General features: G+C 71.6%; 27 protein-coding genes. 9 read left to right on the forward strand and 18 right to left on the reverse strand.

Annotated elements, in window-relative coordinates:
- The 5 genes from NDW01_RS12340 to NDW01_RS12360 form a co-directional block, all read right to left on the reverse strand.
- The gene (locus NDW01_RS12340) at positions 1-942 is read right to left on the reverse strand and encodes a cation diffusion facilitator family transporter (protein WP_252820018.1); all 942 of its coding nucleotides are present in this window, start codon (positions 940-942) and stop codon (positions 1-3) included.
- A gap of 33 nt (positions 943-975) precedes the next feature.
- Complete coding sequence (locus NDW01_RS12345) at positions 976-2,124, reverse strand: SIS domain-containing protein (RefSeq protein WP_252820020.1); 1,149 nt, start codon at positions 2,122-2,124, stop codon at positions 976-978.
- 1 nt (position 2,125) lies between these two features.
- A complete protein-coding gene (locus NDW01_RS12350; protein ID WP_252785350.1) occupies positions 2,126-2,299 on the reverse strand; it encodes a Trm112 family protein in 174 nt (57 codons plus the stop codon).
- Entirely contained in the window at positions 2,296-3,651 is a 1,356-nt protein-coding gene (locus NDW01_RS12355) for a phosphomannomutase/phosphoglucomutase (protein ID WP_252820646.1), read from the reverse strand. Before NDW01_RS12355 ends, NDW01_RS12350 begins: the two co-directional genes overlap by 4 nt.
- 61 nt (positions 3,652-3,712) lie before the next feature.
- Positions 3,713-4,093, reverse strand: coding sequence for a DUF3499 domain-containing protein (locus NDW01_RS12360; protein WP_252785348.1), 381 nt, complete (start codon positions 4,091-4,093; stop codon positions 3,713-3,715).
- Between the two features lie 190 nt (positions 4,094-4,283).
- Here NDW01_RS12360 and NDW01_RS12365 point away from each other — a divergent pair, with 190 nt between their 5' ends.
- Entirely contained in the window at positions 4,284-4,670 is a 387-nt protein-coding gene (locus tag NDW01_RS12365; RefSeq protein WP_252820648.1) for a metallopeptidase family protein, read from the forward strand.
- Positions 4,671-4,898: 228 nt separating this feature from the next.
- Here the strand turns inward: NDW01_RS12365 and NDW01_RS12370 are convergent, their stop codons facing one another.
- Together NDW01_RS12370 and NDW01_RS12375 are read right to left on the reverse strand one after the other, a co-directional pair.
- The gene (locus NDW01_RS12370) at positions 4,899-5,162 is read right to left on the reverse strand and encodes a WhiB family transcriptional regulator (RefSeq protein WP_252785347.1); all 264 of its coding nucleotides are present in this window, start codon (positions 5,160-5,162) and stop codon (positions 4,899-4,901) included.
- 222 nt (positions 5,163-5,384) lie between these two features.
- Positions 5,385-6,224: a hypothetical protein gene (locus NDW01_RS12375; protein ID WP_252820022.1), complete on the reverse strand. Its 840-nt coding sequence runs from the start codon at positions 6,222-6,224 to the stop codon at positions 5,385-5,387.
- A gap of 98 nt (positions 6,225-6,322) precedes the next feature.
- Between NDW01_RS12375 and cofD the strand changes: the two genes are divergently transcribed.
- Together cofD and NDW01_RS12385 are read left to right on the forward strand one after the other, a co-directional pair.
- On the forward strand, positions 6,323-7,267 hold the full coding sequence (cofD, locus tag NDW01_RS12380) for a 2-phospho-L-lactate transferase (RefSeq protein ID WP_252820024.1): 945 nt from the start codon (positions 6,323-6,325) through the stop codon (positions 7,265-7,267).
- A complete protein-coding gene (locus NDW01_RS12385; protein ID WP_252820026.1) occupies positions 7,264-8,535 on the forward strand; it encodes a coenzyme F420-0:L-glutamate ligase in 1,272 nt (423 codons plus the stop codon). The genes cofD and NDW01_RS12385 overlap by 4 nt, the downstream gene beginning before the upstream one ends.
- A gap of 55 nt (positions 8,536-8,590) precedes the next feature.
- Here the strand turns inward: NDW01_RS12385 and NDW01_RS12390 are convergent, their stop codons facing one another.
- Complete coding sequence (locus NDW01_RS12390) at positions 8,591-9,568, reverse strand: substrate-binding domain-containing protein (protein ID WP_252820029.1); 978 nt, start codon at positions 9,566-9,568, stop codon at positions 8,591-8,593.
- A 256-nt stretch (positions 9,569-9,824) separates the two neighbouring features.
- On the opposite strand from NDW01_RS12390, the gene NDW01_RS12395 reads away from it, so the two are divergent.
- Entirely contained in the window at positions 9,825-10,196 is a 372-nt protein-coding gene (locus tag NDW01_RS12395; protein ID WP_252785342.1) for a hypothetical protein, read from the forward strand.
- Positions 10,197-10,268: 72 nt separating this feature from the next.
- Here NDW01_RS12395 and NDW01_RS12400 read toward each other — a convergent pair whose 3' ends face one another.
- The 3 genes from NDW01_RS12400 to NDW01_RS12410 form a co-directional block, all read right to left on the reverse strand.
- Positions 10,269-12,821, reverse strand: coding sequence for a bifunctional FO biosynthesis protein CofGH (locus NDW01_RS12400; protein ID WP_252820031.1), 2,553 nt, complete (start codon positions 12,819-12,821; stop codon positions 10,269-10,271).
- A gap of 164 nt (positions 12,822-12,985) precedes the next feature.
- Positions 12,986-13,366, reverse strand: a complete 381-nt coding sequence (locus tag NDW01_RS12405) for a hypothetical protein (RefSeq protein ID WP_252785339.1) — start codon at positions 13,364-13,366, stop codon at positions 12,986-12,988.
- 9 nt (positions 13,367-13,375) lie between these two features.
- Positions 13,376-14,668 (reverse strand): helix-turn-helix transcriptional regulator, encoded by a 1,293-nt coding sequence (locus NDW01_RS12410; protein WP_252785338.1) that lies wholly within the window; start codon positions 14,666-14,668, stop codon positions 13,376-13,378.
- 277 nt (positions 14,669-14,945) lie between these two features.
- On the opposite strand from NDW01_RS12410, the gene NDW01_RS12415 reads away from it, so the two are divergent.
- The 3 genes from NDW01_RS12415 to NDW01_RS12425 all read left to right on the forward strand — a co-directional run bounded on the left by NDW01_RS12415 (position 14,946) and on the right by NDW01_RS12425 (position 17,342).
- On the forward strand, positions 14,946-15,434 hold the full coding sequence (locus NDW01_RS12415; RefSeq protein WP_252820033.1) for an ATP-binding protein: 489 nt from the start codon (positions 14,946-14,948) through the stop codon (positions 15,432-15,434).
- 209 nt (positions 15,435-15,643) lie between these two features.
- Positions 15,644-15,790 (forward strand): hypothetical protein, encoded by a 147-nt coding sequence (locus NDW01_RS12420; RefSeq protein ID WP_252785336.1) that lies wholly within the window; start codon positions 15,644-15,646, stop codon positions 15,788-15,790.
- A 76-nt stretch (positions 15,791-15,866) separates the two neighbouring features.
- On the forward strand, positions 15,867-17,342 hold the full coding sequence (locus NDW01_RS12425) for an asparagine synthetase B family protein (RefSeq protein ID WP_252785335.1): 1,476 nt from the start codon (positions 15,867-15,869) through the stop codon (positions 17,340-17,342).
- Here the strand turns inward: NDW01_RS12425 and NDW01_RS12430 are convergent.
- The 5 genes from NDW01_RS12430 to NDW01_RS12450 form a co-directional block, all read right to left on the reverse strand.
- Positions 17,335-17,871 (reverse strand): GNAT family N-acetyltransferase, encoded by a 537-nt coding sequence (locus tag NDW01_RS12430; RefSeq protein ID WP_252820035.1) that lies wholly within the window; start codon positions 17,869-17,871, stop codon positions 17,335-17,337. The two genes, NDW01_RS12425 and NDW01_RS12430, sit on opposite strands and share 8 nt — an antisense overlap.
- Before the next feature lie 125 nt (positions 17,872-17,996).
- Positions 17,997-18,914 carry a DNA-3-methyladenine glycosylase family protein gene (locus NDW01_RS12435; protein WP_308211684.1) on the reverse strand — a complete coding sequence of 306 codons (918 nt, stop codon included), beginning with the start codon at positions 18,912-18,914 and terminating at the stop codon, positions 17,997-17,999.
- Positions 18,911-19,978 carry a mannose-1-phosphate guanylyltransferase gene (locus tag NDW01_RS12440; RefSeq protein ID WP_252820652.1) on the reverse strand — a complete coding sequence of 356 codons (1,068 nt, stop codon included), beginning with the start codon at positions 19,976-19,978 and terminating at the stop codon, positions 18,911-18,913. The genes NDW01_RS12435 and NDW01_RS12440 overlap by 4 nt, the downstream gene beginning before the upstream one ends.
- A 34-nt stretch (positions 19,979-20,012) precedes the next feature.
- Positions 20,013-21,128, reverse strand: coding sequence for a glycosyltransferase family 4 protein (locus NDW01_RS43770; RefSeq protein WP_252820037.1), 1,116 nt, complete (start codon positions 21,126-21,128; stop codon positions 20,013-20,015).
- Positions 21,129-21,231: 103 nt separating this feature from the next.
- Complete coding sequence (locus NDW01_RS12450) at positions 21,232-21,939, reverse strand: class I SAM-dependent methyltransferase (protein WP_252820039.1); 708 nt, start codon at positions 21,937-21,939, stop codon at positions 21,232-21,234.
- A gap of 84 nt (positions 21,940-22,023) precedes the next feature.
- Here NDW01_RS12450 and NDW01_RS12455 point away from each other — a divergent pair, with 84 nt between their 5' ends.
- Together NDW01_RS12455 and trxA are read left to right on the forward strand one after the other, a co-directional pair.
- Positions 22,024-22,971: a lysylphosphatidylglycerol synthase transmembrane domain-containing protein gene (locus NDW01_RS12455; RefSeq protein WP_252820041.1), complete on the forward strand. Its 948-nt coding sequence runs from the start codon at positions 22,024-22,026 to the stop codon at positions 22,969-22,971.
- Between the two features lie 115 nt (positions 22,972-23,086).
- Entirely contained in the window at positions 23,087-23,425 is a 339-nt protein-coding gene (gene trxA / locus NDW01_RS12460) for a thioredoxin (protein ID WP_252820043.1), read from the forward strand.
- Between the two features lie 30 nt (positions 23,426-23,455).
- Here trxA and NDW01_RS12465 read toward each other — a convergent pair whose 3' ends face one another.
- Both NDW01_RS12465 and NDW01_RS12470 read right to left on the reverse strand, forming a co-directional pair.
- Positions 23,456-24,601 (reverse strand): glycosyltransferase family 4 protein, encoded by a 1,146-nt coding sequence (locus NDW01_RS12465; protein WP_252820045.1) that lies wholly within the window; start codon positions 24,599-24,601, stop codon positions 23,456-23,458.
- On the reverse strand, positions 24,598-25,494 hold the full coding sequence (locus NDW01_RS12470) for a glycosyltransferase family 2 protein (RefSeq protein WP_252785327.1): 897 nt from the start codon (positions 25,492-25,494) through the stop codon (positions 24,598-24,600). The genes NDW01_RS12465 and NDW01_RS12470 overlap by 4 nt, the downstream gene beginning before the upstream one ends.
- Positions 25,495-25,507 lie beyond the last annotated feature (13 nt).

Below are 25,507 nucleotides of genomic sequence, written 5' to 3' on the forward strand. Positions count from 1 at the left end.
TCAGGCCTGGCGGCCGGGCTCCGGGGAGAGGGCGGAGCGGTCCAGGTCGGGTTCGAGGTAGATGTGGCGGGCCATCGGGACGGCGGTCCGTACGCGCTTCTCGGCCGCGTCGATCGCCCGGGCGACCTCGGCGGCGGTGTCGTCGTGGGTGACCGCGATCTTGGCGGCGACGAGCAGCTCCTCCGGGCCGACGTGCAGCGTCCGGATGTGGATCACCCGGTCGACCTCCTCGACCGACTCCAGCTCGGTCACGATCTGCTTCTCCACCTCGGTGGCCGCGGCCTCGCCGATGAGCAGGCTCTTGGTCTCGACGGCCAGCACGATCGCCACGAACGCCAGCAGAACGCCGATGGCCATCGAGCCGACGCCGTCCCAGACGCCGTTGCCGGTGACGACCGCCAGCGCGACGCAGATCAGGGCGATGACCAGGCCCAGCAGGGCCGCGGAGTCCTCCAGGAGCACGACCGGCAGCTCGGGCGCCTTCGCGCGGCGGATGTAGGACACCCAGCTCTGCCCGCCCCGCGTGCGGCTCGCCTCCTTCATCGCCGTACGGAACGAGGAGCCTTCGAGGAGGATCCCGAGAATCAGCACGGCGAACGCCCAGATCGGGTCCTCGACGTCGTGCGGGTCGATGACCTTGTGCCAGCCCTCGTACAGCGAGAACAGCGCGCCGACGGTGAACAGCACGACGGCGACGATGAAGGCGTAGAAGTAGCGCTCGCTGCCGTAGCCGAACGGGTGCTCACGGGTCCTGGCCCGCTTGGACCGCTTGCTGCCGAGCAGCAGGAGGCCCTGGTTGCCCGAGTCGGCGATCGAGTGCACGCCCTCGGCCATCATCGACGCCGATCCGGTGAACGCGAACGCCACGAACTTCGCAGCAGCGATGCCGAGGTTCGCCCCGAGCGCCGCGATGATCGCCTTGGTACCGCCTTCAGCACTCACGGTCGCTCCCGTCCATCGCGCGGCCGGTGTTACTCACAGGGTCCTCTCTTCGGGCTCCCGGACGGTCGCCGACGGATCGACGCCGACGGCCAGTGCCAGGTAGACGCTGATGTAGTCGATGTGCGCGATGAGCCCGGCGAGCCGCTCCAGGGGATGGGTGCCCCTGGTCGTCAGCTCCACCACGGGGACGGCGCGGTCGCGGGCGAACTCGGCGGCGAGCTCCCGCCGCCTGGTCACCTGCGGGTGCTCCTCGACGTCGTTGAGGAGCACGAGCGACAGCCGGGTCGGCTCCGGTTCCTCGACCCGGTCGCGGAAGAAGTCCTCCTCGGCGGAGCCGCCGGAGCCGCCGGAGCCGGCGGCGAACGGGCCGTCGAACATCGCCGCCTGGTCGTGCCAGGCCGCCGGCAGCTCACCGTGGAGGGCGGGGCACCCGGCGTTCGCCGCGAGCTGGCTCGCGAACCGGTGGGCGGCCGCCCCCGTCATCGGTGACGTACCCCAGATGACGGGCACCGACCCGGCGAGCTCCAGGGCGACCTGCTTGGCCGGGTTGACGAACGACTCGCTCGCCGGGCGGCACTGGTGGCTCATGTCCTCCAGCGTCCCGGCCGTCCGTTCGAGGGCCTCCGCGGTGATGTCGACCAGGTCGAGCGCCCGCGCGGCCAGCAGCAGCGGGACGGTCAGGCCCCACAGCATCGCCCGCTCCGGCCCGGCCGCCCGCACGGGCACGAACGGCACCCCCGCCTGGACGGCGATCTCCGCCAGCGGTGATCCGGCCGCGCCGACGCACAGCAGCCGGCAGCCCCGGCGCACGGCCTCGACGGCCGCCGCCAGGGTCTCCTCGGTGCCGCCCGGCCCGGACACGGCGATGACCAGGTCGGCCGCGCCGACCCAGCCGGGGAGCCGGTGACCTCGCACGGTCGTGATCGGCACGCGGCAGCCCTGCCCGCAGACGGCCGCCAGCATCTCGCCGGCGAGGCCGGAGCCGCTGGTGCCGACCACCACGATGGCACGGGGACGGCCGCCCTGGGCGATGCGTTCGACGCCCGCCTCGGCGGTGTACAGCTGGGCCTCGCGGACCTGCGCCGCGGCCGAGGCGACGCGCCGCAGCATCTCTCCGGGATCGGCGGCCGCCAGCGCCTCGGCGTCGTCGAGGCGGCCGGGGTCGACCTCGACAGAACTCATGTCAGGCCGGGGTCCGCGCCTGGTCGACCAGGAGGACGGGGATGTCGTCGCGCACCGGGTAGGCGTACTTGCAGGTGCCGGTGCAGACGAGCTCGTCGGCCGCCTCGTCGGTCTTCAGCTCACCCCGGCAGTTGGGGCAGGCCAGGATCTCCAGCAGCCAGGAGTCGATCTTCAACGTTCTTCCTTTCGCACCACGGCGAGCACTTCGTCGCGCACCGCGGCCATGGTCTCGGGGTCGGCCGCCTCGGCGTTGAGGCGGAGGAGGGGTTCGGTGTTGGACGGTCGCAGGTTGAACCACCAGTCGGCGTGCCCGACCGTGAGACCGTCGAGTTCGTCCACGGTAACGCCGGGCCGCCCCGCGAACTCCGCGCGTACCCGCGCCGTCGCCGCCGCCTGGTCGGCGACCTCGGAGTTGATCTCACCGGACGCGGTGTACGGGCTGTAGGCGGCGAGCAGCGCGGACAGCGGGCGCTCCTGCTCGCCGAGCGCGGCGAGGACGTGCAGCGCGGCGAGCATGCCGGAGTCGGCGAACCAGAAGTCGCGGAAGTAGTAGTGGGCGGAGTGCTCGCCGCCGAAGACGGCGCCGGCCTCGGCCATCGTCTGCTTGATGAACGAGTGCCCGACCCGGGTACGGACGGGCTCCCCGCCGTGCTCCCGGATGATCTCCGGCACGGCGCGCGAGGTGATGAGGTTGTGCACGATCCGCGCGCCGGGGTGCTTGGCCAGCTCCCGTACGGCGACCAGGGCGGTGATGGCGGAGGGCGTGACGGGCTCGCCGCGCTCGTCCACGACGAAGCAGCGGTCGGCGTCGCCGTCGAAGGCCAGCCCGAGGTCGGCTCCGTGCTCGCGCACCGCCGCCTGGAGGTCGCGGAGGTTCTCCGGCTCGATCGGGTTGGCCTCGTGGTTCGGGAACGTGCCGTCGAGCTCGAAGTACAGGGGCACCAGGTCGATCGGCAGACCCGCGAACACCCCCGGCACCGTGTGCCCGGCCATGCCGTTGCCGGCGTCCACGACGACCTTGAGCGGGCGAATGCCCGACAGGTCGACGAGGGACCGCAGGTGCGCGGAGTACCCCGGGAGCAGGTCCGACCTGCGGACCGTGCCCGCCGGGCCGTCGTGGGCGGGGACGCCCTCCTCGACGAGCCGGCGCATCTCACCGAGCCCGGTGTCCCTGCTGATCGGCCGGGCGCCCGCCCGGCACAGCTTGATCCCGTTGTACCGGGCCGGGTTGTGGCTGGCGGTGAACATCGCGCCGGGCAGGCCGAGACTGCCGCTGGCGTAGTAGAGCAGGTCGGTCGAGCCGAGGCCCGCCTCCGTCACGTCGGCGCCCTGGGCGGTGGCGCCCCGCGCGAACGCCGCGGACAGCGGGCCCGACGAGGTGCGCATGTCGTGGGCGGTGACGATCGCCGTGGCGCCGGTGACGCGCACGAACGCGGCGCCGGCCGCCTCGGCTATCCGCTCGTCGAACTCATCGGGCACGACCCCCCGGACGTCGTACGCCTTGAAGATCTTGGCCAGGTCGCCCACGCGCGCCCCCCTGCTCACGGCCCGGTCGTCGCTTTGCGGTCATGAGCCTACCGGGAGCGGATCAGGGCTTGCGGGGCGTGTCGGAGCGGAGGGGCGTGTCGGATCGGAGGACCCGAAGATGGCCGCGCCGGCCGACCTCGATGCCCTGCCCGACCGGCTCCTCCCGCGGCGTGGCCGGCTTGGCGGCCTCGCGGACGGCGTTGGCCAGGGCTTCGAGATCGTCGCTGGTCGGCTCGGACTCTTCGGCGGGGAGGCGGACGAGCTCCCAGCCGACGGGGGCGGTCAGGCGCTCGGCGTGCTCGGCGCAGAGGTCATAGCAGTGCGGCTCGACGTACGCTGCCAGCGGGCCCAGAACAGCGGTCGAGTCGGCGTAGACGTACGTGAGCGTGTAGACAGCAGACTGCTTGCACGCGGTGCGGGAGCAGATGCGGACGGGGCTCACGACGGGAACGTATCTCCTCCTGCCGCCCCTGCGCCACTATCCTCACTTCGTGTCGCCGTATTTCCGGCGCGCGACCGCATAACGGATCTTTGTGCGGGGGACGGTCAGGCCAGGTCCGGACTATGCTCAAGGAGTGCGATCCCGGGTGACACGCTCCAGCACACGCCGCCGCGACCGCCGTGGGCGCGGCATGCGCGGACCGCTCACGCCGCCCGATGCGCCGATCTCCCGGACCCGCGCCGAGCGCTTCGACGATCTGGTCCGCGATGAGGCGCGCCGGCTCGAGCAACGGTGGAGCCGCGAGTTGACGGGTGTCGAGTTCGCCGTCGAAGAGGTTCCGCCCGTCGAGCCGTGGGCGGACGCCGCCGATCCGGTCCCGCTCGGACGCCTGCTGCCCGCGGCGGACGACAGGCCGGCGCGGATCGTGGTGTACCGGCGGCCGGTGGAGGCGCGTGGCGGCGACGACGAGCGCGACCGCGCCCGCCTGGTCCGCGACGTGGTCGTCGAGGAGGTCGCGGACCTGCTCGGCCTCGCGCCGGAGTCCGTCGACCCGACCTACGACTCCCGCGACGACTGAGACGTGGTCGGCCGAGACGGCTGACCGGCTGAGACGTGGTCGGCTGGAACGATCCCACCGCCGGTCCCGATCGGCGGGCATGGGCGTTGCGAGGCTCTGCGTGGGACTTCCGGGGCGCCGCGGCCGTGGGCCTTCGGTGCCGCCGGGGCCCGCCGGACCGCGTCAGAGCCGTCCGGCAGGACCCCGGTGAAACGTCACCGCGGGCGTCATACGCCGCGAATGCGGGTTTCAGCCTGCAGCGCGCTTGAGCTTCCGGCGTTCACGTTCGGACAGACCTCCCCAGATCCCGAACCGCTCGTCATGCCCCAGCGCATATTCCAAGCATTCCGCCCGCACCTCACAGGCACGGCACACTTTCTTGGCTTCACGGGTCGAGCCACCCTTTTCCGGAAAAAAAGCTTCCGGGTCGGTTTGCGCGCACAGGGCGCGCTCCTGCCAGCCCAACTCTTCGCCTTCTGCACCGTGCGCCAGCGGGATGAGCACTTCGCTCACAGACGCACCTCCTCGCCCCGTGGAGTCCCCCCCTGGTCACCTTCCCCGACACAGTCCCCCGGGAAGGCAGAACTACACCCATGAAATTACACGCGTGTATGACCAGGGACGTCAAGCCGAATGGGCACGGTGCGGTGTGTCACGACGCAAAGTCGTGCTGACCTGCGGAGACGATCAGTGACTCCACAGAACCCCGCGGTTATGCGTTCCTGCCGTCGCCGACTACTCCGGAGGCCGGTACGGGTCCGCCGGAGGCGACTGATCCGACTCCTCGGACCCCGACGAGGTCTCCTTCGGCGCCGGCTGGTCCGTGCTGCCGTAGGCACGCGTCCACTCACCCTCACCCTCCCCGGCCGGCGGTGCCGGCTGGGCCGGCGGCGCCGACGGGGCGGCCTGGGCGGGTCGCTGCTGATAGTAAGCAGACTGACCGTACGGCTGCTGCGGAAATGGGGACTGTTGACCATACGGTTGCTGCATCTGGGGCTGCCCATAGGGCTGTCCCGGCTGACCGTAAGGCTGCTGCTGACCGTACGCCGGTCCGTACGGCGGCGCCGGCTGGCCGTACCCCTGCGGGTACTGCGGAACGGCGGGCTGGGCCGGCGCCATCGACTGGAACGTGGAGAAGGCGTAGAAAGCGGCCACGGCACCCACCGCGAGCTTCGCGACGCCGTACAGGAACATCGAGAACTTCGCGCTGGCCGGCACGTCCAGGATGACGCCCGGAGTGTTGCCGCCCGCCGTGAGGCCGGCCAGGATGGCGATGACCTCGACCAGCCCCATCACGCCGAGCAGGATCGCGCCGGCGAGGGCGACGTTGCGGGCCTGGGCGGTGGGGGGACCTCCCAGCCGGGACGCCAGCGCCACCGCGACGACGACCACCCCGATGACGGTCAGGCCCGCGAAGAAGTTGTCGTACGCGACGAAGTTGTAGGCGCGGTAGCTGAAGTCCGTCCCCTTGCCCGTCGATAGGGCGATGAGTCCACTGACGAACTGCAGGGCCACCGAAGCCAGGAGGATCCAGGCACCGGGTCCTCGTAGCCGCTGCGCGGCGTCGTTGTTCACGCGCTACTCCCTGTCGGTTATCGGATCGACGTCAGCTTCGCACACCGACCCGCGGCCCGTGGGCATCCGCCACTCCCCGAGGTGCCAGACTTGTCCGCATGCGCATCGTGGCATTGGCGGGCGGAATCGGGGGAGCCCGTTTCCTGCGCGGACTACGGCAGGCCGCCCCGGAGGCGGACATCACCGTTATCGGCAACATCGGCGACGACATTTCACTCTTCGGACTACGCGTCTGTCCCGACCTGGACACCGTGATGTACACCCTCGGCGGTGGCATCAACGAGGAGCAGGGCTGGGGCCGCGCGGACGAGACCTTCACGATCCGCGAGGAGCTCGCCGCGTACGAGGTCGGCCCCTCCTGGTTCACCCTCGGCGACCGTGACTTCGCGACGCACATCGTGCGCACGCAGATGCTCGACGCCGGATATCCGCTGTCCGCCGTGACCGAGGCGCTCTGCGACCGGTGGAAGCCGGGCGTGCGCCTGCTGCCGATGAGCGACGACCGGGTGGAGACCCACGTCCTCATCGAGGACGAGCAGGGCCGGCGGGCCGTCCACTTCCAGGAGTGGTGGGTGCGCCTGCACGCCCAGGTCCCGGCCCGCTCGATCGTCGCGGTCGGCGCCGAGGACTCCAAGCCCGCGCCCGGCGTGCTCGAGGCGATCGACGCCGCCGACTTCGTGATCCTCCCGCCGTCCAACCCGGTGGTCAGCGTCGGGACGATCCTGTCCGTACCGGGCATCCGCCCGGCGGTCGCGGCCAAGACCGTGGTCGGCGTCTCCCCGATCATCGGCGGCGCGCCCGTACGCGGCATGGCCGACGCCTGTCTCACCGCGATCGGCGTGGAGACCTCCGCCGGAGCGGTGGCCGCGCACTACGGGGCCGACCTGCTCGACGGCTGGCTCGTCGACACCGCCGACGCCGCGCTCGAGGGCGACCTCGGCGGCATCGCCGTCCGCTCCCGGCCACTCCTGATGACGGACGTGGACGCGGCCGCGGACATCGCCCGCGCCGCCGTCGACCTCGCCGAGGAGCTCTCCGCATGAGCGCCTACGAGGTGTTCGGGGTCGACGGCCTGCCCGAGGTGCGCCAGGGCGACGACGTCGCCGAGCTGATCGCCGGGGCCGGCCTGCGGGACGGTGACGTGGTCGTCGTCACCTCCAAGATCATCAGCAAGGCGGAGGGGCGGACCCTGGTCGCCGACGACCGGGAGAAGGCGATCGACGCCGAGACCGTTCGCGTCGTGGCGCGAAGGGGCCCCACCCGGATCGTGCAGACCCGCCAGGGCCTGGTCCTGGCCGCCGCGGGCGTGGACGCCTCGAACACCGCTCCGGGCACGGTGCTGCTCCTCCCCGAGGACCCGGACGCGTCGGCGCGCCGCATCCGCGCGCGCCTGCGCGAGCTGACCGGAGCACGGGTCGGCGTGATCGTCTCGGACACCCTGGGCCGGCCCTGGCGGCTCGGCCTCACCGACGCCGCCATCGGCGCGGCCGGCGTCGCGCCGCTGGAGGACCTGCGAGGCCGCGTCGACGCGTACGGGAACCGTCTCGACGCCACGGTCGTCTCGGTCGCCGACGAGATCGCCTCGGCCGCCGAGCTCGTGAAGGGCAAGCTGGCCGGCGTCCCGGTCGCGGTCGTCCGCGGCCTGGCCGACCACGTGACCGAGGAGGACGGACCGGGCGCGCGGGCGCTCGTCCGCTCGCCCGACGAGGACATGTTCCGGTACGGCTCGGCGGACGTCCTGACGGCCCGCCGTACGGTACGGGAGTTCGCGCCGGACCCGGTGGACCCGGCGGCGGTCCGCCGCGCGGTGGCCGCCGCGATCACCGCACCCGCCCCGCACCACACGACCCCCTGGCGGTTCGTGCTCGTCGAGGAGCACAAGGACCGGCTGCTCGACGCGATGCGCGACGCCTGGGAGGCCGACCTGCGCGGCGACGGCTTCAGCGAGGAGTCGATCGCCCGGCGGCTCAGGCGCGGCGACGTGCTGCGCCGTGCCCCGTACCTCGTGGTGCCGTGCCTCGTGGCGGACGGCGCGCACGACTACCCGGACGCGCGCCGGTCCCGAGCCGAGCGCGAGATGTTCCTGGTCGCGATGGGCGCGGGTGTGGAGAACCTCCTCGTGGCACTGGCCGTCGAGGGCCTCGGCTCGTGCTGGGTGTCGAGCACGCTGTTCTGCGCCGACGTCGTGCGCGAGACGCTCGGCCTGCCGCAGAACTGGGACCCGATGGGCGCGGTCGGCGTCGGCCACCCCGCCGCTCCCCCGCGCGACCGCCCGCCCCGCGACCCGGACGACTTCATCGTGACCCGCTGAGCCGTACGGCCGAGGGTTCTCGCCGCCGGAACGACGAGAACCCTCGGCGGAGCCGTCAGGACCGCATCGCGGCCGCCACCTGCGCCGGAGTCGGGGCGGGGAGGATCCTGGGGAGGGTCTCCCTCAGGCCCAGGCGGGTGGCGTCGCGGAGGTCGAGGCGGCCGTCCGTGGTGCGGAAGCCGTACCACTGAAAGGTGTCGACGGCCTGCCGGCCCCGCAGCGCCCAGCGGAACGCGTCGACGGCCTGGGCGCGCAGTGGGTCGGTGCTCACCGCGACGAACGGGTGATCGAGCAGGAGGGTGCCCTCCTCGGGGACGATGACCGACGCGGGGTTGGGCCGGTGGGCGTCGTTGTAGGCGACGACCGACTGTTCGGACGCGGCGACGAGGGGGCGGCGGAGGTCCTGCAGGCCCGCGAAGGAGGCGTAGAGCCGGGCGGGGCCCGGGGCGTGCGGCGCCGTGACGCGGCCGACGGTCGCGCGGGCGGCCAGCGCCACCGCGACGCCGGCGGCGTCGCGCGCCGGGTCGAGGACGCGCACCGACGCGTGCAGCGGGGCGTTCTTCAGCAGGCGCCAGCTGGCGGCGATCCCGTCGTCCCGCAGCTCGGCGGCGACGGCGCGCGGCGCGGCGATCACCACGGGGGACGCGGCGAGGGGCGAGCCGAACCCGACCGCCCGCGCGCCGGCGGCCCGCGCGCGGTCCAGCCACATCGAGGAGTCGGGCACCCAGGCGTCCACGTCGGACCGGTCGCCCTTCGCCAGGGACCGGACGACCGTTCCCGGGTCCCGCGCCTCGACCTCGATCTGGGCGCACCGTCCCCCGATCTCGTGCGGCTGCACGTTGAACCGGGCGGCGATCGCGGCGAGCGCGGGGGTGATGTCCGGGGCCGCCACCACCCCGACCGGCAGGGCCTTGCCGTGACAGGCCTGCGGACGGTCGCGCAGGAGGTACCACCCGGCGGACAGGCCGGCGAGCAGGAGCACGGCGCCGACGACCAGCAGCCGGATGCGCGGATCCCTCCTGGTCGCGGCCATGATCCGGAGAATAGCGCGCCGACCGGTCCGCTCTCCCCGCCCTCTACCAGACCTCCGGGCCCGCTCGCTCCCGTCTCAACGGAGATCAGAGCTTTTTAGGACTACGGGGCTAATTGGGGTCTTGATGTTGGGTCTTTTGGATCTCGCCGTATACGGAGGCCGCCGACTAGCTTCGTTCCCGTCATCCCGCCCGTGACCGCGCGCCGACACGGCGTGCCCGGACCGGCGGTAGAGACGATCCCAAGGAGAATCCCCCATGAAGAAGCTTCTGGCCGCGGGCGTGGCGGCCGCCGCGCTGACGATCACCGGAATCGGCACGGCCCCCGTCGCGTCGGCGAAGACCTCCCACTCGGACGTGTCGGCCGCGTCCTGCGTGTACCGGCTCAAGGCCCGGTACAACGTCAAGATCCGCAAGTCCAAGAAGATCAGCGCGACCGCTCTCGGCGTCCTGCCCCACGGCAAGCCCGTCTGCTCGGACAAGTACGAGCTGGGCGGCAAGTACACCTACAAGGGGTCCTGCAAGGACAGGTACGGCTGGAAGAACCACTGGGACCACATCACCTACAAGCCCAAGGGTCACGCCAAGATCGTGGGCTGGGTGCCCAGCACCTGCCTCACCTGGGCCTGAGCGTCCGATCCTGTGCCGTGCCTCCGGAGACTGCCGCCTCCGGACGCCCCGCCCGTCCGCGGATCGGAGCCGTCAGCCGACGATCGGGAGGAACCGGCCGACGCCGTCGGTCGCCAGCGCCGCGGCGCGGCGCTCCTCCGGGACCGGGCCGTACAGGGTCGTCCGCTGCCGCGCCGGGCGCCCGGCCTTCGCGGCCAGCTCCTCCAGCGCCGACATCGTCTTGAACGAGCCGTTCTCCGAGCCCGCCATCCGGCTGATCGTCTCCTCCATGAGCGTGCCGCCGAGGTCGTTGACGCCGCCCTGGAGGACCTGCGCGCACAGGTCGTCCTCGAGCTTCACCCACGAGCACTGGATGTTGGGGATCGCCCCGTGCAGGAGGACGCGGGCGAGCGCGTGCACGGCGCGGTTCTCCCGTGCGGTCGGGCCGGTCCGCGCCAGGCCCGCGAGGTAGATCGGCGCGTTGTGGTGCACGAAGGGCAGCAGGACGAACTCGGTGAAGCCGCCGGTGCGCTCCTGGATCGACCGGATCAGCTTCAGGTGCGCGACCCAGTGCGCGGGGGTGTCCACGTGGCCGTACATCATCGTGGACGTCGTCGGCAGGCCGATCTCGTGGGCGGTGGTGACGACCTCGATCCACGCCGAGGTCGGCAGCTTGCCCTTCGTGAGCACCCAGCGCACGTCGTCGTCGAGGATCTCGGCGGCCGTGCCGGGCAGTGAGTCCACGCCCGCCGCCTTCGCCTCGAGCAGGAAGTCGCGGACCGACAGGTTCGTCCGGGCGGCGCCGTTGACGACCTCCATCGGGCTGAAGGCGTGCATGTGGATCTCCGGGGCCCGCCGTTTGACCTCGCGGGCGAGGTCGAAGTAGGCGGTGCCCGGCAGGTCGGGGTGGATGCCGCCCTGCATGCACACCTCGGTCGCCCCGGCCGCCCAGGCCTCGTCGATCCGCTGCCCGACCTGCTCGATCGACAGCGTGTACGCGTCGGCGTCCGTACGGCGCTGGGCGAACGCGCAGAACCGGCAGCCGGTGTAGCAGACGTTCGTGAAGTTGATGTTGCGAGTGACGACGTAGGTCACCTCGTCGCCGACGGCGTCGCGGCGCAGGTCGTCCGCCAGCCGGGCCAGGGCCTCCAGCTCGGGACCGTCGGCGTGCAGCAGGGCGAGGGCGTCCGCGTCGGACAGCCCGGCCGGGTCGCGCTCGGCGTTCCGGAGCGCCGCCGCCACGTCGGCGTCGAAGCGCTCCGCCGGACGGATCCGCGTCCCCACCTCGGACCAGTCGCCGTACACCTCGTCGAAGTCGTCCCGGCGGTCCTTCGTCCGGCCCTCGGCGTCGATCGCCACGTGCAGGTCCGTCCGTCCGGCCTCGCCCCAGCTGCCGTCCGGCTCCTGCCAGGGCAGGCCGGCCGGCGTGACGTCCTCGCGGGCCAGTCCGTCCGGGCCGGCCAGCGCGGCCACGTGGGCGGCGAGGCGCGGGTCGAGCCAGGACTCGCCGCGCCGGACGTACTCGGGGTAGATGGTCAGGCGCTCGCGCAGCGTGAAGCCGCTGTCGGCGGTGCGGGCGGCCAGCTCGTCGATGTGCGGCCACGGCCGCTCGGGGTTGACGTGGTCGGGGGTCAGCGGCGAGACGCCGCCCCAGTCGTCGATGCCCGCCCGCAGCATCAGGGCGTACTCGGAGTCGACGAGGTTCGGCGGGGCCTGCACCCGCGCCTTGGGCCCCAGGACGACGCGCGTCACGGCGATCGTGGCGGCCAGCTCCTCCAGCTCCGCGTCGGGCGTGGCGCGCATCTTGGTGTCCGGCTTGGCGCGGAAGTTCTGGACGATGACCTCCTGGATCCCGCCGTACTCCCGCATGACCTTGCGGATGGCGAAGATCGACTCGGCGCGGTCGCGGATCGTCTCGCCGATGCCGATGAGGATCCCGGTCGTGAACGGGACGTTCGAGCGGCCGGCGTCCTCGAGCACCCGCAGGCGCACGGCCGGGTCCTTGTCCGGGGACCCGAAGTGCGCGCCGCCCTTCTCCTCGAACAGCCGGCGCGACGTCGTCTCCAGCATCATGCCCATCGACGGCGCGACCGGCCGCAGCCGCTGCAGGTCCCGCCAGCTCATCACGCCGGGGTTGAGGTGGGGCAGCAGCCCGGTCTCCTCCAGCACGCGGATCGCCATCGCGCGCACGTACGAGAGCGTGTCGTCGTAACCGTGCGCGTGCAGCCACTCGCCGGCCTGTTTCCAGCGGTCCTCCGGCCGGTCGCCGAGGGTGAACAGCGCCTCCTTGCACCCGAGCGCGGCACCCTGGCGGGCGATCTCCAGAACCTCGTCCGGGCCCAGGTAGGGCGCGTCCAGACGGCCGGGGACCGTGGCGAACGTGCAGTAGCCGCACCGGTCGCGGCACAGGCGCGTGAGGGGGATGAAGACCTTCCGGCTGTAGGTGATCACGCCGGGCCGTCCGGCGGCCTCCAGCCCCGCGTCACGGACGCGGGCGGCGTACGTCAGGAGCGTCTCCAGGTCCTCGCCGCGAGCGTGCAACAGCACCTCGGCCTCGGACACGTCGATCGACTTGCCGTCGCGCGCGCGGGCGAGCGCGCGGCGGAGGGCGGTGGGTGAGGGTGCCGGGGCGACCAGATCACTCATGCTGGAAACCTACGCCCGCGCCGTATCCGGTCTTCCCACTGCCCCCTGATGCCAGTGCGTATCCAAGTGAGAACGCACCAACCCTGGCCTGCGGGCCGACGCTCACGACCAGCGTCCGGTCAGCCGCTCCCTATCCGTACCGGACGGCTCAGGCCACGCGTTGGTCAAGCGTGCTTTTCGATCTCTTCGAAGATATCGATATCGGTCTGTTGCTGCCATCCCGGAAGCACGTCCCAATCCGCGACGTAGGATGGCTTCGGGTCGGGAATGTGCTTGTAGATCTGAGCGATCCAACACAGCGCGACGAAGCGACCCTTTTGTTCTCGGGTGAGTTTGTCGGTCGCCCCGCCGGACACCGCGACGAAATCGGCCACTTGCCGGTAGACCGCACTTGCGGCTTGGCGTTCCCATTCGGGAGTCTCGTCCCACGGCGCGACGTAGCCGGGCTTGGGGTCACCTGGATAGTGCTTGCGCACTCCGGCGATCCATGCTTCCCGGAAGATACGGCCGTCTTCGCTTTGCCGGGTGTCCAGCTGTTCCTGCATATCGTCTCCTCAGAGTTCGGCGATTCGTTCGCTGAGTTGAGCCGCCCGGCTGTTGGACGCCAACGGGGCAAGCTGGGTACGCAAATCTTGGAGCTTGCGCCCGATGTACCCCGACGAGCCGGTCTGTTCTGCTAGTTCGACCGCTTGCCCACCGTAATCCAGGACCCGGTCCAGGTCCCTGGCCTGCATACCCAGGGCGGCAAGGTCGGTCAGGATGCTTCCGCGCCGACGCGGCGATGTGGCCGTGTCGAGAGCCTTGATCAGCGCTTCGGAGGCCAAGTCGGCCCGCCCAAGAGCGGCGTAACACGTGCCGCGCTCCTCGGCCAATCGTGAGTCGTCAAAGCGGAGCCAGCCACCTGGCATCGCACGCCCGGTCAGCGCCTTCACCTGCTCGGCTTCGTCGAGGGCACGTTGGCACGCGTCAAGGTCCCCCAGCCCGGCATACGCCTCAGCCTGCACCGCGGCAACCCAATGCCGGGTAGACAATTGCCGGTCACCACGTCGGGCGAGCCTGGCGGCCCCCTCCAAGATCGGCGTCACATCCTCGAATCGGCGTTCGTACATGCCGAGATAGGCGTGTCGGGTCAAGGCGCACGCCCACAGGTCGAACGCCTCAGCCTCTTTACTGGCATCGGCCGCGAGTTTGTAACAGTGCGCCGCGTCGGTATACCGGTCGGAGTCAAAGAAGATCTCTCCGGCCAGTTGGAGGAGATCCCCGGTAGCGGCACAGAGTCGCTTGTGCGCGGCGGACGAGTGCGCCCGGTCGAGGCTTCCGGTCAGCAAGCCCAGTTGTTGCCGTACGACCGGGTACACGGTCCGCTTGGACTCCGACAGGGCATACACCTGCCATAGGTGGGAGTTCAGCTGCTCGTACTGGCCGATCTGTTCGGAGTCATCGAGAGATCCATCGGTGACGAGATCAGGCACCGCGACCAGCGTTCCCGCGATGCTCAGCAGACGAAGCAACCCGCGGCGGTTCATGTCCTCCAGTCCATCAGAGTCGACATCGGGTGTAACCACTGTGGCAGCGATAACGCGGCCCTGGAGCACCCGTCTCTGAGCGGGCGGCGCGTGGACCTGCATCCATGCCGCGTCAATCATCAGTAATTCGTCCAGTTCCTCCCGGCTAACTTGGAGGAGCTCGCAGAGCTTGAATCGGTGGTATAGCTGCGGGTCACATTGCCCGCGTTCCCATCGGGCGACGGTGGACCGGTCGGCCCCGAGCGCGGCGGCAAGCGACTCCTGAGTGAAGCCGCACGTTCTTCGGCGTTCGGCCAGCCGGGGCCGTCGTCCTGTCGTCATCGAGAGTCCTCCAGGCGATGAAACCGACTCGCCATCGTCGGGTTTGCCAACGTCAGCGTAAGGCGTGAATCGGCGATGCAGCGCGAATGCAGCAGAGATGCCCCACGGTTGCACCAGCACCGCGCCACGGATGCTCTGGGGTGAAGGCGTTCGCTCGGCTTTCCTGGGAGAGAACCGAGCAACCAGCCATGAGCCGAGCTTGGATCCATCCCAATACGCAGAGTGATTCCACCATCACGGATCTCACTCGATGACCCCCGACGGGGAGTGATTCCCTGTGCCACTAGAGTCAGCGGTCACCGACCGCACGTCCCCCACACCTCGCCGCCCTGCGTGGCGTGCCCTGCGCGCCCGGCCCAGCGAGGTGGCCCGGGCACGGTCTTTCGCCTCGTCCGAGGTGTTCGGTCTGCCGTTCGACGCCCACGAGATCGGGCTGATCACCAGCGAGATCGTCACCAACGCGGTCAACGCCGCCCGCGCGCTGTGCGAATGGCCGGACCACATGTCGCCGATCATCATCCGCATGGTCGTCACCGATCGGTATGTGCACCTGGCCGTCACCGACCCCGACCACCGGCCCATCGCCGGCCTGGACCAGGGCGGCCAACTCGCCGAGTACGGCCGCGGCCTATCGATCGTCGACCAGTTGGCCGCCGCGCGCTGGGTGACGTATGACGAGCAGTCCAAGATCGTGCACGTCGTCGTAGCCGCGGACAAGGTCATCCTGACCGACACCGAACTCATGCGGATCGGGGTGCCGGCGTGAGCGGCGAACAGATCTCCTGCCAGGTCACCCGGGCCCCCTACGTCCCCGGCTTTTGCAGCGCCCGACGCATCGAGTTCGGCGCCCTCTCGGCGGCCACAGAACGCCGCGAGCCGGGCCCGTAGCGCAGGACCCACAGCCGCGGCCGACCGTGGCTCTGGCGCTTACTCAGGCCACGGTTCTCGTAAGAGGCACACGCGAAGGGAGGTGTCATGGTCACGCTGACGCTCGACCCCATCGGGGACCTGTTCACCGATACGCCGGAGTGGGAGGTTCCCCCGGTCGAGGACCGCTTCGCCTACAAGAAGAAGGCGGGCTCCTCGGACAGCTACAACACCAAGGACGAGATCGAGACCTGACCGTCGACGCGTGAGAGTCGACACGTTGGCCGGCGGCCTTCGTGCCGCCGGCCTTCCACTCCGAACGGGAGCTGGCATGCTGAAGCTGAAAATCTCGATCGACGATACGAACGGGCCGTGGACGTGGGACGGCCGCCGGTGGACGCACGGGCGGTCCTGGATCGAGCCGTACGCCCATCCGGCCTTGGAGCGCCTGCACGCATACGGCCGGTTCTGCATCCGCGAACGCATGGCCTGCCGCGACGGGCAGCCGGCCGACTTCCTCGACATCCGGATCGACGCCGGGCGGGTCCGGATCACCGCCGGGCTGCGGGGCGTCGCGCCGCTGTATGTCGCCGAGCAGGCCGGGGTCCTTCACGGCTCCTGGGATCTGTTCGACCTCCGGCCTCACATCGACCCGGGGAAGCTACTCGACCGTGAAGTGGCCCGGCTGCTGGCGTTCCGCGTCCGGTACGGACACGACACCGTGTTCGCCGGCGTCTACCGGATCAGCGAACGGTCCACCGCCGTCTACGACCGCAATGGCCTCACCCTGCACTACCCCGAGCCCGCGCTGCACTCGCGGTCCCGGCAGTTACGCCCCGACGTCGACGATGCCGCGGTGATCGACGCGTACGAGCAGTTGCTCGCTGGGGCCGTCGCCGGGCATCGCTACGATCCGGCGAGCTCCTGCGTCGAGCTGTCCGGCGGCATGGACTCCGCGAACGTCGCAGCAACGCTCGGTGCCCTCCACCCGGCACAGGTGAGCGCGGGAGCGTTGATCATCCTCGGTGACGCCGGACGGCAACAGATCCGTCGCCGTGACGCGTTCATCGACCTGCTGCAACTCGGTGCGGACACCCAGGTCACCCTCGGCGGGCGGCTGCCGTTCTGCCCCGGCGGCCGACGCGGCCCCTACGATGACGCCTACGCCGAAGCCAAGAACATCCTGCTCGCTCGGCTGGCCGGCCAGGGTGTCCGGACGGTGTTCACCGGCATCGGCGGGGATGAGATGGTCGCGGTGACGTCGCGAGAGTGGCCACACCCGCCCTACGGCACCGAGTTGGAGACCAAATCCTGGATCGGTGACCGGGTCGTGGACGGGCTGAAGGAGGCCGAGGACAACGTCGCTCCCGCAGCGGTCATCAACGAGATGACGTTGTCCGCGCAGGCGTGCGCGGCGCCGGCGTTCCTGCGCGCCGGGATGTGGCCCGTTCATCCGCTCGCCGATCCGCGGCTGATCACCTTCGGCGAATGGCTGCCCCTGGGGTGGAGACGCCACAAACGTCTCCACCGCGAACGGCTGGAACACCGCGGCTGCCACGGCGAACTGATCCACCCGCCACTGGTGGAGAACTTCGCGCCGGTGATGCGTGAAGGCCTTCGCCGCCACGGCGTCGCGCACATCAATGTCATGCTCGGCGGAGGTTCACCGCTGATCGACGGCGGTTACGTCGCAGCGGATGGCCTGGCCGACGCCCGCGACCGCATCGCCCGTGGCCAGTTCCTCGATCGGGACGCGGAGCTGTATATGGTGCTGGCCCTAGATCTGACCCTGCGATCGTTCAGCTGACCGGCGCGCCGGTCAGCACGGGCAGGTCGGGCTGCAGCTCGGCACGCCGAGCCAGCCCGACCACCGTTACACCGCCACGTTCCTGCTCCCGCACGATCTGCCAGCCCTGCACCTGCGTGTAGTAGCGGACCAGACCCGGCTCGATCGTGCCGCGCCGCACCCATTCCCGGCCGCTGCGGGCCGCGTGGTCCAGGACCCAGCGGAGCATCAGGTGCCCGAAGCCCTGGCCGGCGAACGCCGGATCGGTGACCGTCGAAGCGACGAAGTATGCCGTCTCGGCGCACTCCTCAGGCGTCCAGAACCACGCGGGGGACTCCTCATACAGGCACGTCGCCCCGGCCACCTGACCGTCGCGGGTCAGGACCCACATCGGAAAGTCGGCGTCGGCGGCCTGGCGGCCGTACTCGGGTGCGAACTCCCGCCATCCCTGCCCGTGCAGTCCGCGAGCCTCCAGCCAGTCCGCCCGCGCCTGCGTCATCGCTACGATCGGCTCGCTGTCCTCGGCGGTCGCCGGGCGCATCACCAGCATCCTCCGACCCTATGCAATCCGGCCCGTCGACGCCGCGACAACCCATCGGATCGGTCGCGCCCCGGACATGACGAAGCGCCCCCGCCCTCCCCGCAGACCGGACTGGTGCGGAGCGGTTCCCGTGATCAGAAGTGGCGGTAGTCGCGGACGGGCATGCGCGGGCCCCGGCGCGGCGGGGACGCGCCGGACAGCTCCAGCAGGCGGGTCACGCGGTACCGGTGGCCGGCGTACGGCGTGAGCAGCTCCAGCATGCCCGCGTCGTCGACCTTGCGGCCGCTCAGCGCCCAGCCGACGATGCCGGGGATGTGGTAGTCGCCCACCGAGACCGCGTCGGCGTCGCCGAGGGCGCGCTGGCGCACCTCCGCCGACGTCCACACGCCGATGCCGCTCAGCGAGCGGAGCCGCCGATCCAGCTCCAGCGTGTCGTCGCCCTCCAGCCGGCTCGCGACCCGCGCGGCGCCGATGATCGTACGGGCCCGTACCGCCTCGATGCCCGACTTGTGCCACTCCCAGGAGGGGATCACGACCCAGGCGCGAGGCGGGGGCGGCACCCGCAGGTCCAGCGGGCCGGGCGCGGGCTCGCCGAACCGGCGCACCAGGTAGCGCCAGGCCCGCCACGCCTCCTTGCCGACCACCTTCTGCTCCAGGACCGCCGGCACGAGCGCCTCGAAGACGTTGCGGGTCCGGCCGATGCGGAAGTGCCGCAGGCGCAGCGCCGCGCGGCGCAGGACCTCGTGCTCCGGCCGGAACGACGCCGGGTCGTCCGCCGCGCCGAGCAGGTCGGGCACGCCGTCGAGGAGCCGGGCCGCGCCCGGTCCCCATGCCTCGGCCTCGATCGCGTCGCCGCGGGCGAGGAGCCGGATCGTGCCCGGCCCGTCCGGGGTCGTGGACGCCCGCCACACCGCCCCGTCCGGCGTCACCGCGAAGGCGGGGTCACCGGTGCCCCGGCGGTGCGGCGCCAGCGTCAGCCGTACGTCGACCGGCCAGGGCGGCCGCCACGTCCGGGTCTGGGAGACCTCGCGGGTGAGCATGCCGGGCCTCACACGTCGGAGGAGAACCGCACGGCCGTCTCCGGCAGCTGCACGCCCGGCCACAGGCGCAGCCCGTCCCGCAGCTCGTTGCCCGGCCCGACCATCGCGCCGTCGCCGATCACGGCGTCCGACACGACCGCGCCCGCGCAGATCCGCGCGCCCCGGCCGAGCACCGAACGCGACACCCGCGCCCCGCGCTCGACGACGGCGCCGTCGAACAGCACGCTGGACTCCACGGTCGCGCCCGACTCGACCACGGCCCCGGCGCCGACGGTCGTGCCGCCGGAGACCGCGGCCTCCGGGGCGACCACCGAGCCGTTGAGGAAAAGCACGCCACCGCCCGGCCGCACGGCGGGCGACTCCATCCGGCCCAGCACCAGGTCGCACGAGCCCTGCACGAACGCGGCCGGCGTGCCGACGTCCAGCCAGTACGCGCCCTCGACGTACCCCATGATCGTCTCACCGGAGGCGAGCAGCTGCGGGAACGTCTCGTACTCCACCGACACCACGCGGCCGGTGGGGATCGCGTCGATCGCCGAGCGGCGGAAGACGTAGCAGCCGGCGTTCACCTGGTTGGTCGGCGGTTTCGGGGACTTCTCCACGAACTCGATGACCTTGCCCTCGGAGGTCGTCGGCACCGCGCCGTAGCGCCGGGCGTCGTCGACCAGGGTCAGGTGCATCGTGACGGCCGCGTCGGACTTCTCGTGCATGGCGACCTGGGACACCAGGTCGTGGCCGGAGAGGATGTCGCCGTTCAGCACGACGACCGGGCTGTCGTCCTCGCAGGTCAGCTCCGCGGCGGCGTTCCGGATCGCGCCGGCCGTGCCCAGCGGCTCGTCCTCGGTGACGTAGACCAGCTCCAGCCCGAACCGCGACCCGTCGCCGAACGCCTCGGTGAACATCGCGGCGCGGTACGACGTGGCGAACACGACGCGGCGGATGCCCGCCGCGCTCGCCTTGCGCAGCTGGTGCTCCAGCAGTGGCACCCCGGCCGTCGGCAGCAGTGGCTTCGGCGTCGAGATCGTCAGCGGCCGAAGCCGCGTGCCCTTACCTCCGACCAGCAGGATCGCTTCCAGGGTGCCCCTCCCTCATCGGTACCGGCCGAACACCTTACTGTTCGACGGCGCGCTGGTACGCCGCCAGATGTGCCTCGGCGGATGCAGCCCAGGTGAATTCTCGGGAACGCGCGTGCGCCGCCTCGGCGAGCCGCCTCCGCCGCTCCGGGTCGTCGATCAGCGCGCGCAGCGCCGCCGCGATGTCCTCCACGCCGGGCTCGGTGTAGGCGACCGCGTCGCCGCCCACCTCCGGGAGCGAGGCGCGGTGGGTGGTCAGCACCGTGGCGCCGCAGGCCATCGCCTCCAGGACCGGCAGGCCGAACCCCTCGCCCCGGCTGGGCAGGGCCACGGCCAGCGACCCGGCGAAGAAACCAGGCAGCGACGGCCACGGCAGGTATCCCGGCCGGATGACCTTCAGGTGGGAGGGGACGTCGGCCAGCGCGGCGTCCAGCTCGTCGTCCCAGCCCCCGCTGCCGGCCAGGATCAGCGCGGGCGGGCTCTCCAGGCCCTCCGCCGCGCGGACCCAGCCGCGGATGAGGTTCGGGACGTTCTTGCGCGGCTCCAGCGCGCCGAGGAACGCGATGTAGGGCCGCCCGTGCAGGCCGAGCCGGTCGGAGACGCGCCGCCGCTCCTCCGCGGTGGGCGGATGAAAGATCGTGTGATCGACGCCGTGGTAGGCGACGTCGATCCGGGTCGGGTCGGCGCCGAGCAGCCGGACGAGCTCGTCGCGGGTCGCCTTCGACGGGACGATCACCCGGGTCGCGCGCCGCACGGCCGTGCGCGTCGCCGACCTGATGAAGGTCGTCCTGACCGGGTTGTGCGCCTCGGGATCGGTGAAGTACGCCATGTCATGGACCGTGGCGACGGTCGGCAGGCCCGGGCGCAGCGGGATCGAGTAATACGGCGCGTGAATGAGATGCGCGCCGACCTGCTGGGCGACGAGCGGCAGGCCCGACTGCTCCCAGGCCAGGCGCGCCTGGCGGTGCGCGATGGAGGTCGGTCCGGCGACGACCCGCGCCTTCGGCGCGAGCTTGCCGTACCGCTCCTCGTCCGACCGCTGGCAGACGACGGCCAGATCGGCGTCCGCGCGGTGCAGCGCGCCGATCAGCCCGTCGACATAGCGGCCGAGCGCGCCGCGATCGGCGGATATGGCGGTCGCGTCGACAAGCACACGAGGCACCACGGTGTCTGTCGCCCCCTCCGTTCGGTGCCGATGTGGTCGGGATCACTCCCCGATCGGAAGCCTACGCCGATCGATCGCCGACAGGGGGACGTCACCCTTTCTTGCGCGCCTTGATCAGGATGATGCTGCCGCGGTCGTTCGGGCTGCGCCGGTCGGCCAGCGCGACCAGCGGCGTGAGCGGCGCCGCGGCGTTGAACCCGACCCGGCCGCCGTACGCCGACAGGGAGAGGTAGAGACGCTCGGTCGTCTTGCTGCGGAACTGGTAGGAGTACTCGGCGAGCTCCATGCCGCGCTCGGCCAGCAGGCCGCCGAGGCTCTCATGCGTGTAGGTGTGCTGCACGTGGTACTTCTCGCAGTGCGCCGCGCGGAGCTTCGGCCACTGGCGCGACCGGCTCAGCACGTCGGCGGACATGAAGAGCTCGCCGCCCGGCTTGAGGATCCGCGCCATCTCGTCCAGCGCCGTGCCGCCGTCGTCGAAGTGCTCGATCGCGCACACCGACAGGACGGCGTCGAAGCTGTCGTCGGCGAACGGCAGCTTGAGCGCGTCGCACTCGATCAGGGCCGGCGGGTGCTTCAGCGTCCGGCCGTAGAGCATCTTGCCGCGCGCGAGGTCGATCGAGACGGCGTGCGCGCCGCGCTTGCGGGCCTGCCCGGCCCAGTAGCCGTCGCCGCCCGCCACGTCGAGCACCCGTTTGCCGCGCAGGTCATCGCCCATCCAGCGCAGGAGGGTCCCGGCCTCGCGGAAGCGGCACACGTGCACCTGATGGCCGACGAAGGCCTTCGCGTCATTGAGTTTCATCGCGGTCCTACTGTACGGCCCCGGCGGAGCGCGTACCCGCTGATCACCGAGTGTTCACCGGCGCGTACCGACTAGTCTGGCGGGGTGATCTCCCGCCTGCGAGCGAGCCGCCTGGCGCGCGTCGCCCTGGTCGCCGTCGCGCTCGTCTTCTGCGGCTATGGGCTGTTCGCCCGCTGGGACGACACGCGCGACGCCCTGACCCGGCTGTCCTGGCCGTACGCCGGCGCCGCGCTGCTGGCGGGCCTGGTCGCCCTGGGCGCGTGGATGCTCGCCTGGCGCCGCCTGCTGGCCGGCCTGGGCTCTCCGCTGCCGCTGCGGGCCGCGGTGCGGGTCTACTTCGTCTCCCAGCTCGGCAAGTACATCCCGGGCTCGGTGTGGGCGCTGGTGGCCCAGATGGAGCTGGCCAAGGAGCACCGGGTGCCGCGCGATCGCGGCGCGAGCGCCGGCGTCCTGTCGATGGCGACCACGATCGCCACGGGCTGCGCGGTGGCCGCGGTGACGCTGCCGCTGACCTCGCCGGACGCCACGCGCCGCTACTGGTGGCTGCTCATCCTGGCGCCGATCTTCCTCGCGATGCTGCATCCGCGGGTGCTGGCGTTCGCGCTGAACCGCGCGCTCCGGCTCGTCCGGCGCCCGCCGCTGGCCCGTACCGCCGGGCTCGGCACGATGGTCCAGGCGGTGGCCTGGACGGCGGTGGGGTGGCTGCTGTTCGGCGCGCACACCTGGCTGCTCGTGCGGGCATCCGGCGGGCACGGTTTCTTCCTGGCCACCGGGGCGTACGCCCTGGCCTTCACGGCCGGTTTCATCATCGTGATCGCGCCCGGCGGGGTGGGCGTGCGGGAGGCCGCGCTCACCGTGACGCTCGGGCCGGTGCTGCCGGCGGCGGGCGCGCCGCTGGTCGTCGCGCTCGCCTCCCGCGTCGTGCTGACCGTCGCCGACCTCGCGTGGGCGGGCGCCGCCGTGCTCCTCGGCACCCGGCACCCCGTCCTCGTCGAGGACGAGGCCGAACCGGTCGGCCGGCCCGTCGACTAGCCTCCCCAGGCTGCCCGTCGACTAGTCTCTCCGGGCTGGAATATCGCCGGGGCCGCCGGCCTTGAGATGCGTGTTGCCCGACGCCGCCTCCTGCGGCGCACCGGAAGGAGAGATAATGGCTCCCGTGGCCGCCGAACCCATCACCGTGACCGACGCGACGTTCGACCAGGAGGTCCTGGCCAGCGAGACGCCCGTGCTGGTGGACTTCTGGGCGTCGTGGTGCGGGCCGTGCCGCATGATCGCGCCGGTCCTGGACGAGATCGCCGCCGAGTACGCCGGCAAGCTCAAGATCGCCAAGCTCGACTACGACGCGAACCCGGCGACCCCGGGCAAGTACAACGTGCTCGGCCTGCCGACCCTCCTGCTCTTCAAGGGCGGCGAGGTCGTCGAGCAGATCACCGGCGCGAAGCCGAAGCGCGCGCTCCTCAAGTCGATCACGCCCCACATCGCCTGATCACGTCGCACTTCGGCCGATCGGCCGGATCTAGACCGTACGCGCCTCACCGTCGGCCCCCCTCGGCACGAGCGGGCCGGCCGTGAGGAGCTGCTCGAGGTAGGCGGTCCAGTGCGGCTCGGAGTCGACGGGCCGCACCCCCGCCCGCAGCCGCGCGGGCTCGCCCGGCGCGTAGAACCGGCGCAGCGCGTCGGTGAGCGAGTCGACGTCGTCGGGCTCGCACAGGACGCCGTCGACGCCCTCACGGACGTGGTCGGCGAGCGTCCCGGCGCGCGTGGCGATGACCGGGATGCCGTGCTCGTACGCCATGAAGACGTTCTGCGAGGCCGTCGCCGTCCGGTACGGCAGGACCAGCGCGTCCGCGCGGGCGAACAGCTCGGGCACCTCGGCGGCCGGCACGTACCCGGGCCGCACCTCCACCCGCTCCTCCAGCCCCAGCGAGGAGATCAGCGCGCGGGTCTCCTCCGCGCCGCCCCAGAACTCCCCCGCCACCGTCAGCGCGACGTCGTCCACCCGCGCCAGCGCGCGCAGCAGCACGTCCAGGCCCTTGTACGGCCGGACCATGCCGAAGAACAGCAGGCGGTTCCACGGGCCCTCCGGCGTGCCCGTGCGCGCTCCGCCGCCCCGGCCGGGCGTCGGCAGGTGCGCGGGCAGCACGGCCGTGCGGACCGTCGTCCCCGGCGCCAGGTCGCGGGCGAGCTGCGCCTGCTGGGCGGAGTGCACCAGGGCGCCGTCGGCGCCCTTCAGCAGCCGCCGCATCAGCGGCACGTCGTACGGCTTGCGCTCGTGCGGCAGAACGTTGTGGCACAGCGCGACGACGCGCGGCCCCCGGCCGTTCCGGCCGCCCAGGCCGGCCAGCATGCCGAGGTAGGCCGGGACCTGCACGGGCGAGAGCACGACGAGGACGACCAGGTCCTGGGCGCGCAGGCGGCGGCCCGTCCGCAGCCAGCCGTCCGGGCGGTACCAGGCCAGCGCGTGCCGGGTGCCGGGGAACGGCTCGCCCTCCGGAGTGGCGATCGTCTGCTCACCGGGGTACAGGAAGGACGGGTACTGCGCCTTCCACGACTCCAGGGTCACCTCGTGCCCGGCGGCGGCCAGCCGGTGCGCCAGCTCGGTCGTGTGGTGGGCGCCGCCGCCCTTGTAGGGGAACGCGGGCCCGACGATGGCGATTCTCACGTGTCTCCCCGCGATCGCACGATCAGGTCGGCCAGCAACGCCATCGACGCGATGATCAGCCCGGTCACGAAGATCAGCACCGTGTTGATCGCGAACCGCAGGGGGTGCAGGACCATGTCGAGGATGCCCTTGGCCACGCCGAGCCCCAGCAGCCACAGCGCGAGCGGCATCAGGACCTTCAGCGGGTTGAAGTACATCACCATCCGCAGCACCTGCAGGATGTAGCGGTACGCGTCGTGCACGAAGTGGAACTTCGAGCTGCCGGCCCGCTTGAAATAGTCGATCGGCACGTAGCGGATGTCGTGCTGGTTCGACATGAACGCCAAGGTGATCGTCGTGACGCAGGAGAAGCCGGGCGGCAGGAGCTTCAGGTAGGGCTCGGCGACGTCCTTGCGGAAGGCGCGCATCCCGGAGTTCAGGTCGGGGATCTTCTGCCCGGCGAGCCGCTCGGCCACCTTGCGGATGAACCACTTGGCCGGCACCCGCAGGACCTTGTGGGTGCCCTCCTCGCTGGTGCGGGCGCCCACCACCTGGTCGACGGTCGGGTCCTCGTCGAGGATGTCGACGAGTTCGGGGATCCGCTCGTTCGGGTAGGTCATGTCGGCGTCGGTCCAGACGACGATGTCCCCGCGCGCCTGCTGCGAGCCGATCCGCCGGACGGTGCCCGAGCCGCCGTTGCGGTGGAACGGCACGATCTGCATGTTCGGGAACTGCGGGGCCGCCGCCTCGAGCCGGGCGAGTGTCTCATCGGTCGAGCAGTCGTCGACGGCCAGCAACTCGTAAGTGTGCCCGCTGGCGTCCATCGCCTTGCAGATCCGCTCGACCTCGTCGATGACGTGGTCCTGCTCGTTGTAGCACGGCAGGACGATCGTCACGTGGGGCGTGGTAGTCACGCCCGGCGAGGAT

Origin of the sequence: Actinoallomurus soli (genome assembly GCF_024055715.1) — a bacterium.
GTDB classification, from domain to species: domain Bacteria; phylum Actinomycetota; class Actinomycetes; order Streptosporangiales; family Streptosporangiaceae; genus Actinoallomurus; species Actinoallomurus soli.

What these genes read in the sequence shown, in the direction of transcription:
- NDW01_RS12345 (WP_252820020.1), bottom strand. Translation starts at nt 2,124, where the DNA reads ATGAGTTCTGTCGAGGTCGACCCCGGCCGCCTCGACGACGCCGAGGCG.
- NDW01_RS12365 (WP_252820648.1), top strand. Translation starts at nt 4,284, where the DNA reads ATGCGCGGACCGCTCACGCCGCCCGATGCGCCGATCTCCCGGACCCGC.
- cofD (WP_252820024.1), top strand. Translation starts at nt 6,323, where the DNA reads ATGCGCATCGTGGCATTGGCGGGCGGAATCGGGGGAGCCCGTTTCCTG.
- NDW01_RS12385 (WP_252820026.1), top strand. Translation starts at nt 7,264, where the DNA reads ATGAGCGCCTACGAGGTGTTCGGGGTCGACGGCCTGCCCGAGGTGCGC.
- NDW01_RS12390 (WP_252820029.1), bottom strand. Translation starts at nt 9,568, where the DNA reads ATGGCCGCGACCAGGAGGGATCCGCGCATCCGGCTGCTGGTCGTCGGC.
- NDW01_RS12395 (WP_252785342.1), top strand. Translation starts at nt 9,825, where the DNA reads ATGAAGAAGCTTCTGGCCGCGGGCGTGGCGGCCGCCGCGCTGACGATC.
- NDW01_RS12400 (WP_252820031.1), bottom strand. Translation starts at nt 12,821, where the DNA reads ATGAGTGATCTGGTCGCCCCGGCACCCTCACCCACCGCCCTCCGCCGC.
- NDW01_RS12405 (WP_252785339.1), bottom strand. Translation starts at nt 13,366, where the DNA reads ATGCAGGAACAGCTGGACACCCGGCAAAGCGAAGACGGCCGTATCTTC.
- NDW01_RS12410 (WP_252785338.1), bottom strand. Translation starts at nt 14,668, where the DNA reads ATGACGACAGGACGACGGCCCCGGCTGGCCGAACGCCGAAGAACGTGC.
- NDW01_RS12420 (WP_252785336.1), top strand. Translation starts at nt 15,644, where the DNA reads ATGGTCACGCTGACGCTCGACCCCATCGGGGACCTGTTCACCGATACG.
- NDW01_RS12425 (WP_252785335.1), top strand. Translation starts at nt 15,867, where the DNA reads ATGCTGAAGCTGAAAATCTCGATCGACGATACGAACGGGCCGTGGACG.
- NDW01_RS12430 (WP_252820035.1), bottom strand. Translation starts at nt 17,871, where the DNA reads ATGCTGGTGATGCGCCCGGCGACCGCCGAGGACAGCGAGCCGATCGTA.
- NDW01_RS12450 (WP_252820039.1), bottom strand. Translation starts at nt 21,939, where the DNA reads ATGAAACTCAATGACGCGAAGGCCTTCGTCGGCCATCAGGTGCACGTG.
- trxA (WP_252820043.1), top strand. Translation starts at nt 23,087, where the DNA reads ATGGCTCCCGTGGCCGCCGAACCCATCACCGTGACCGACGCGACGTTC.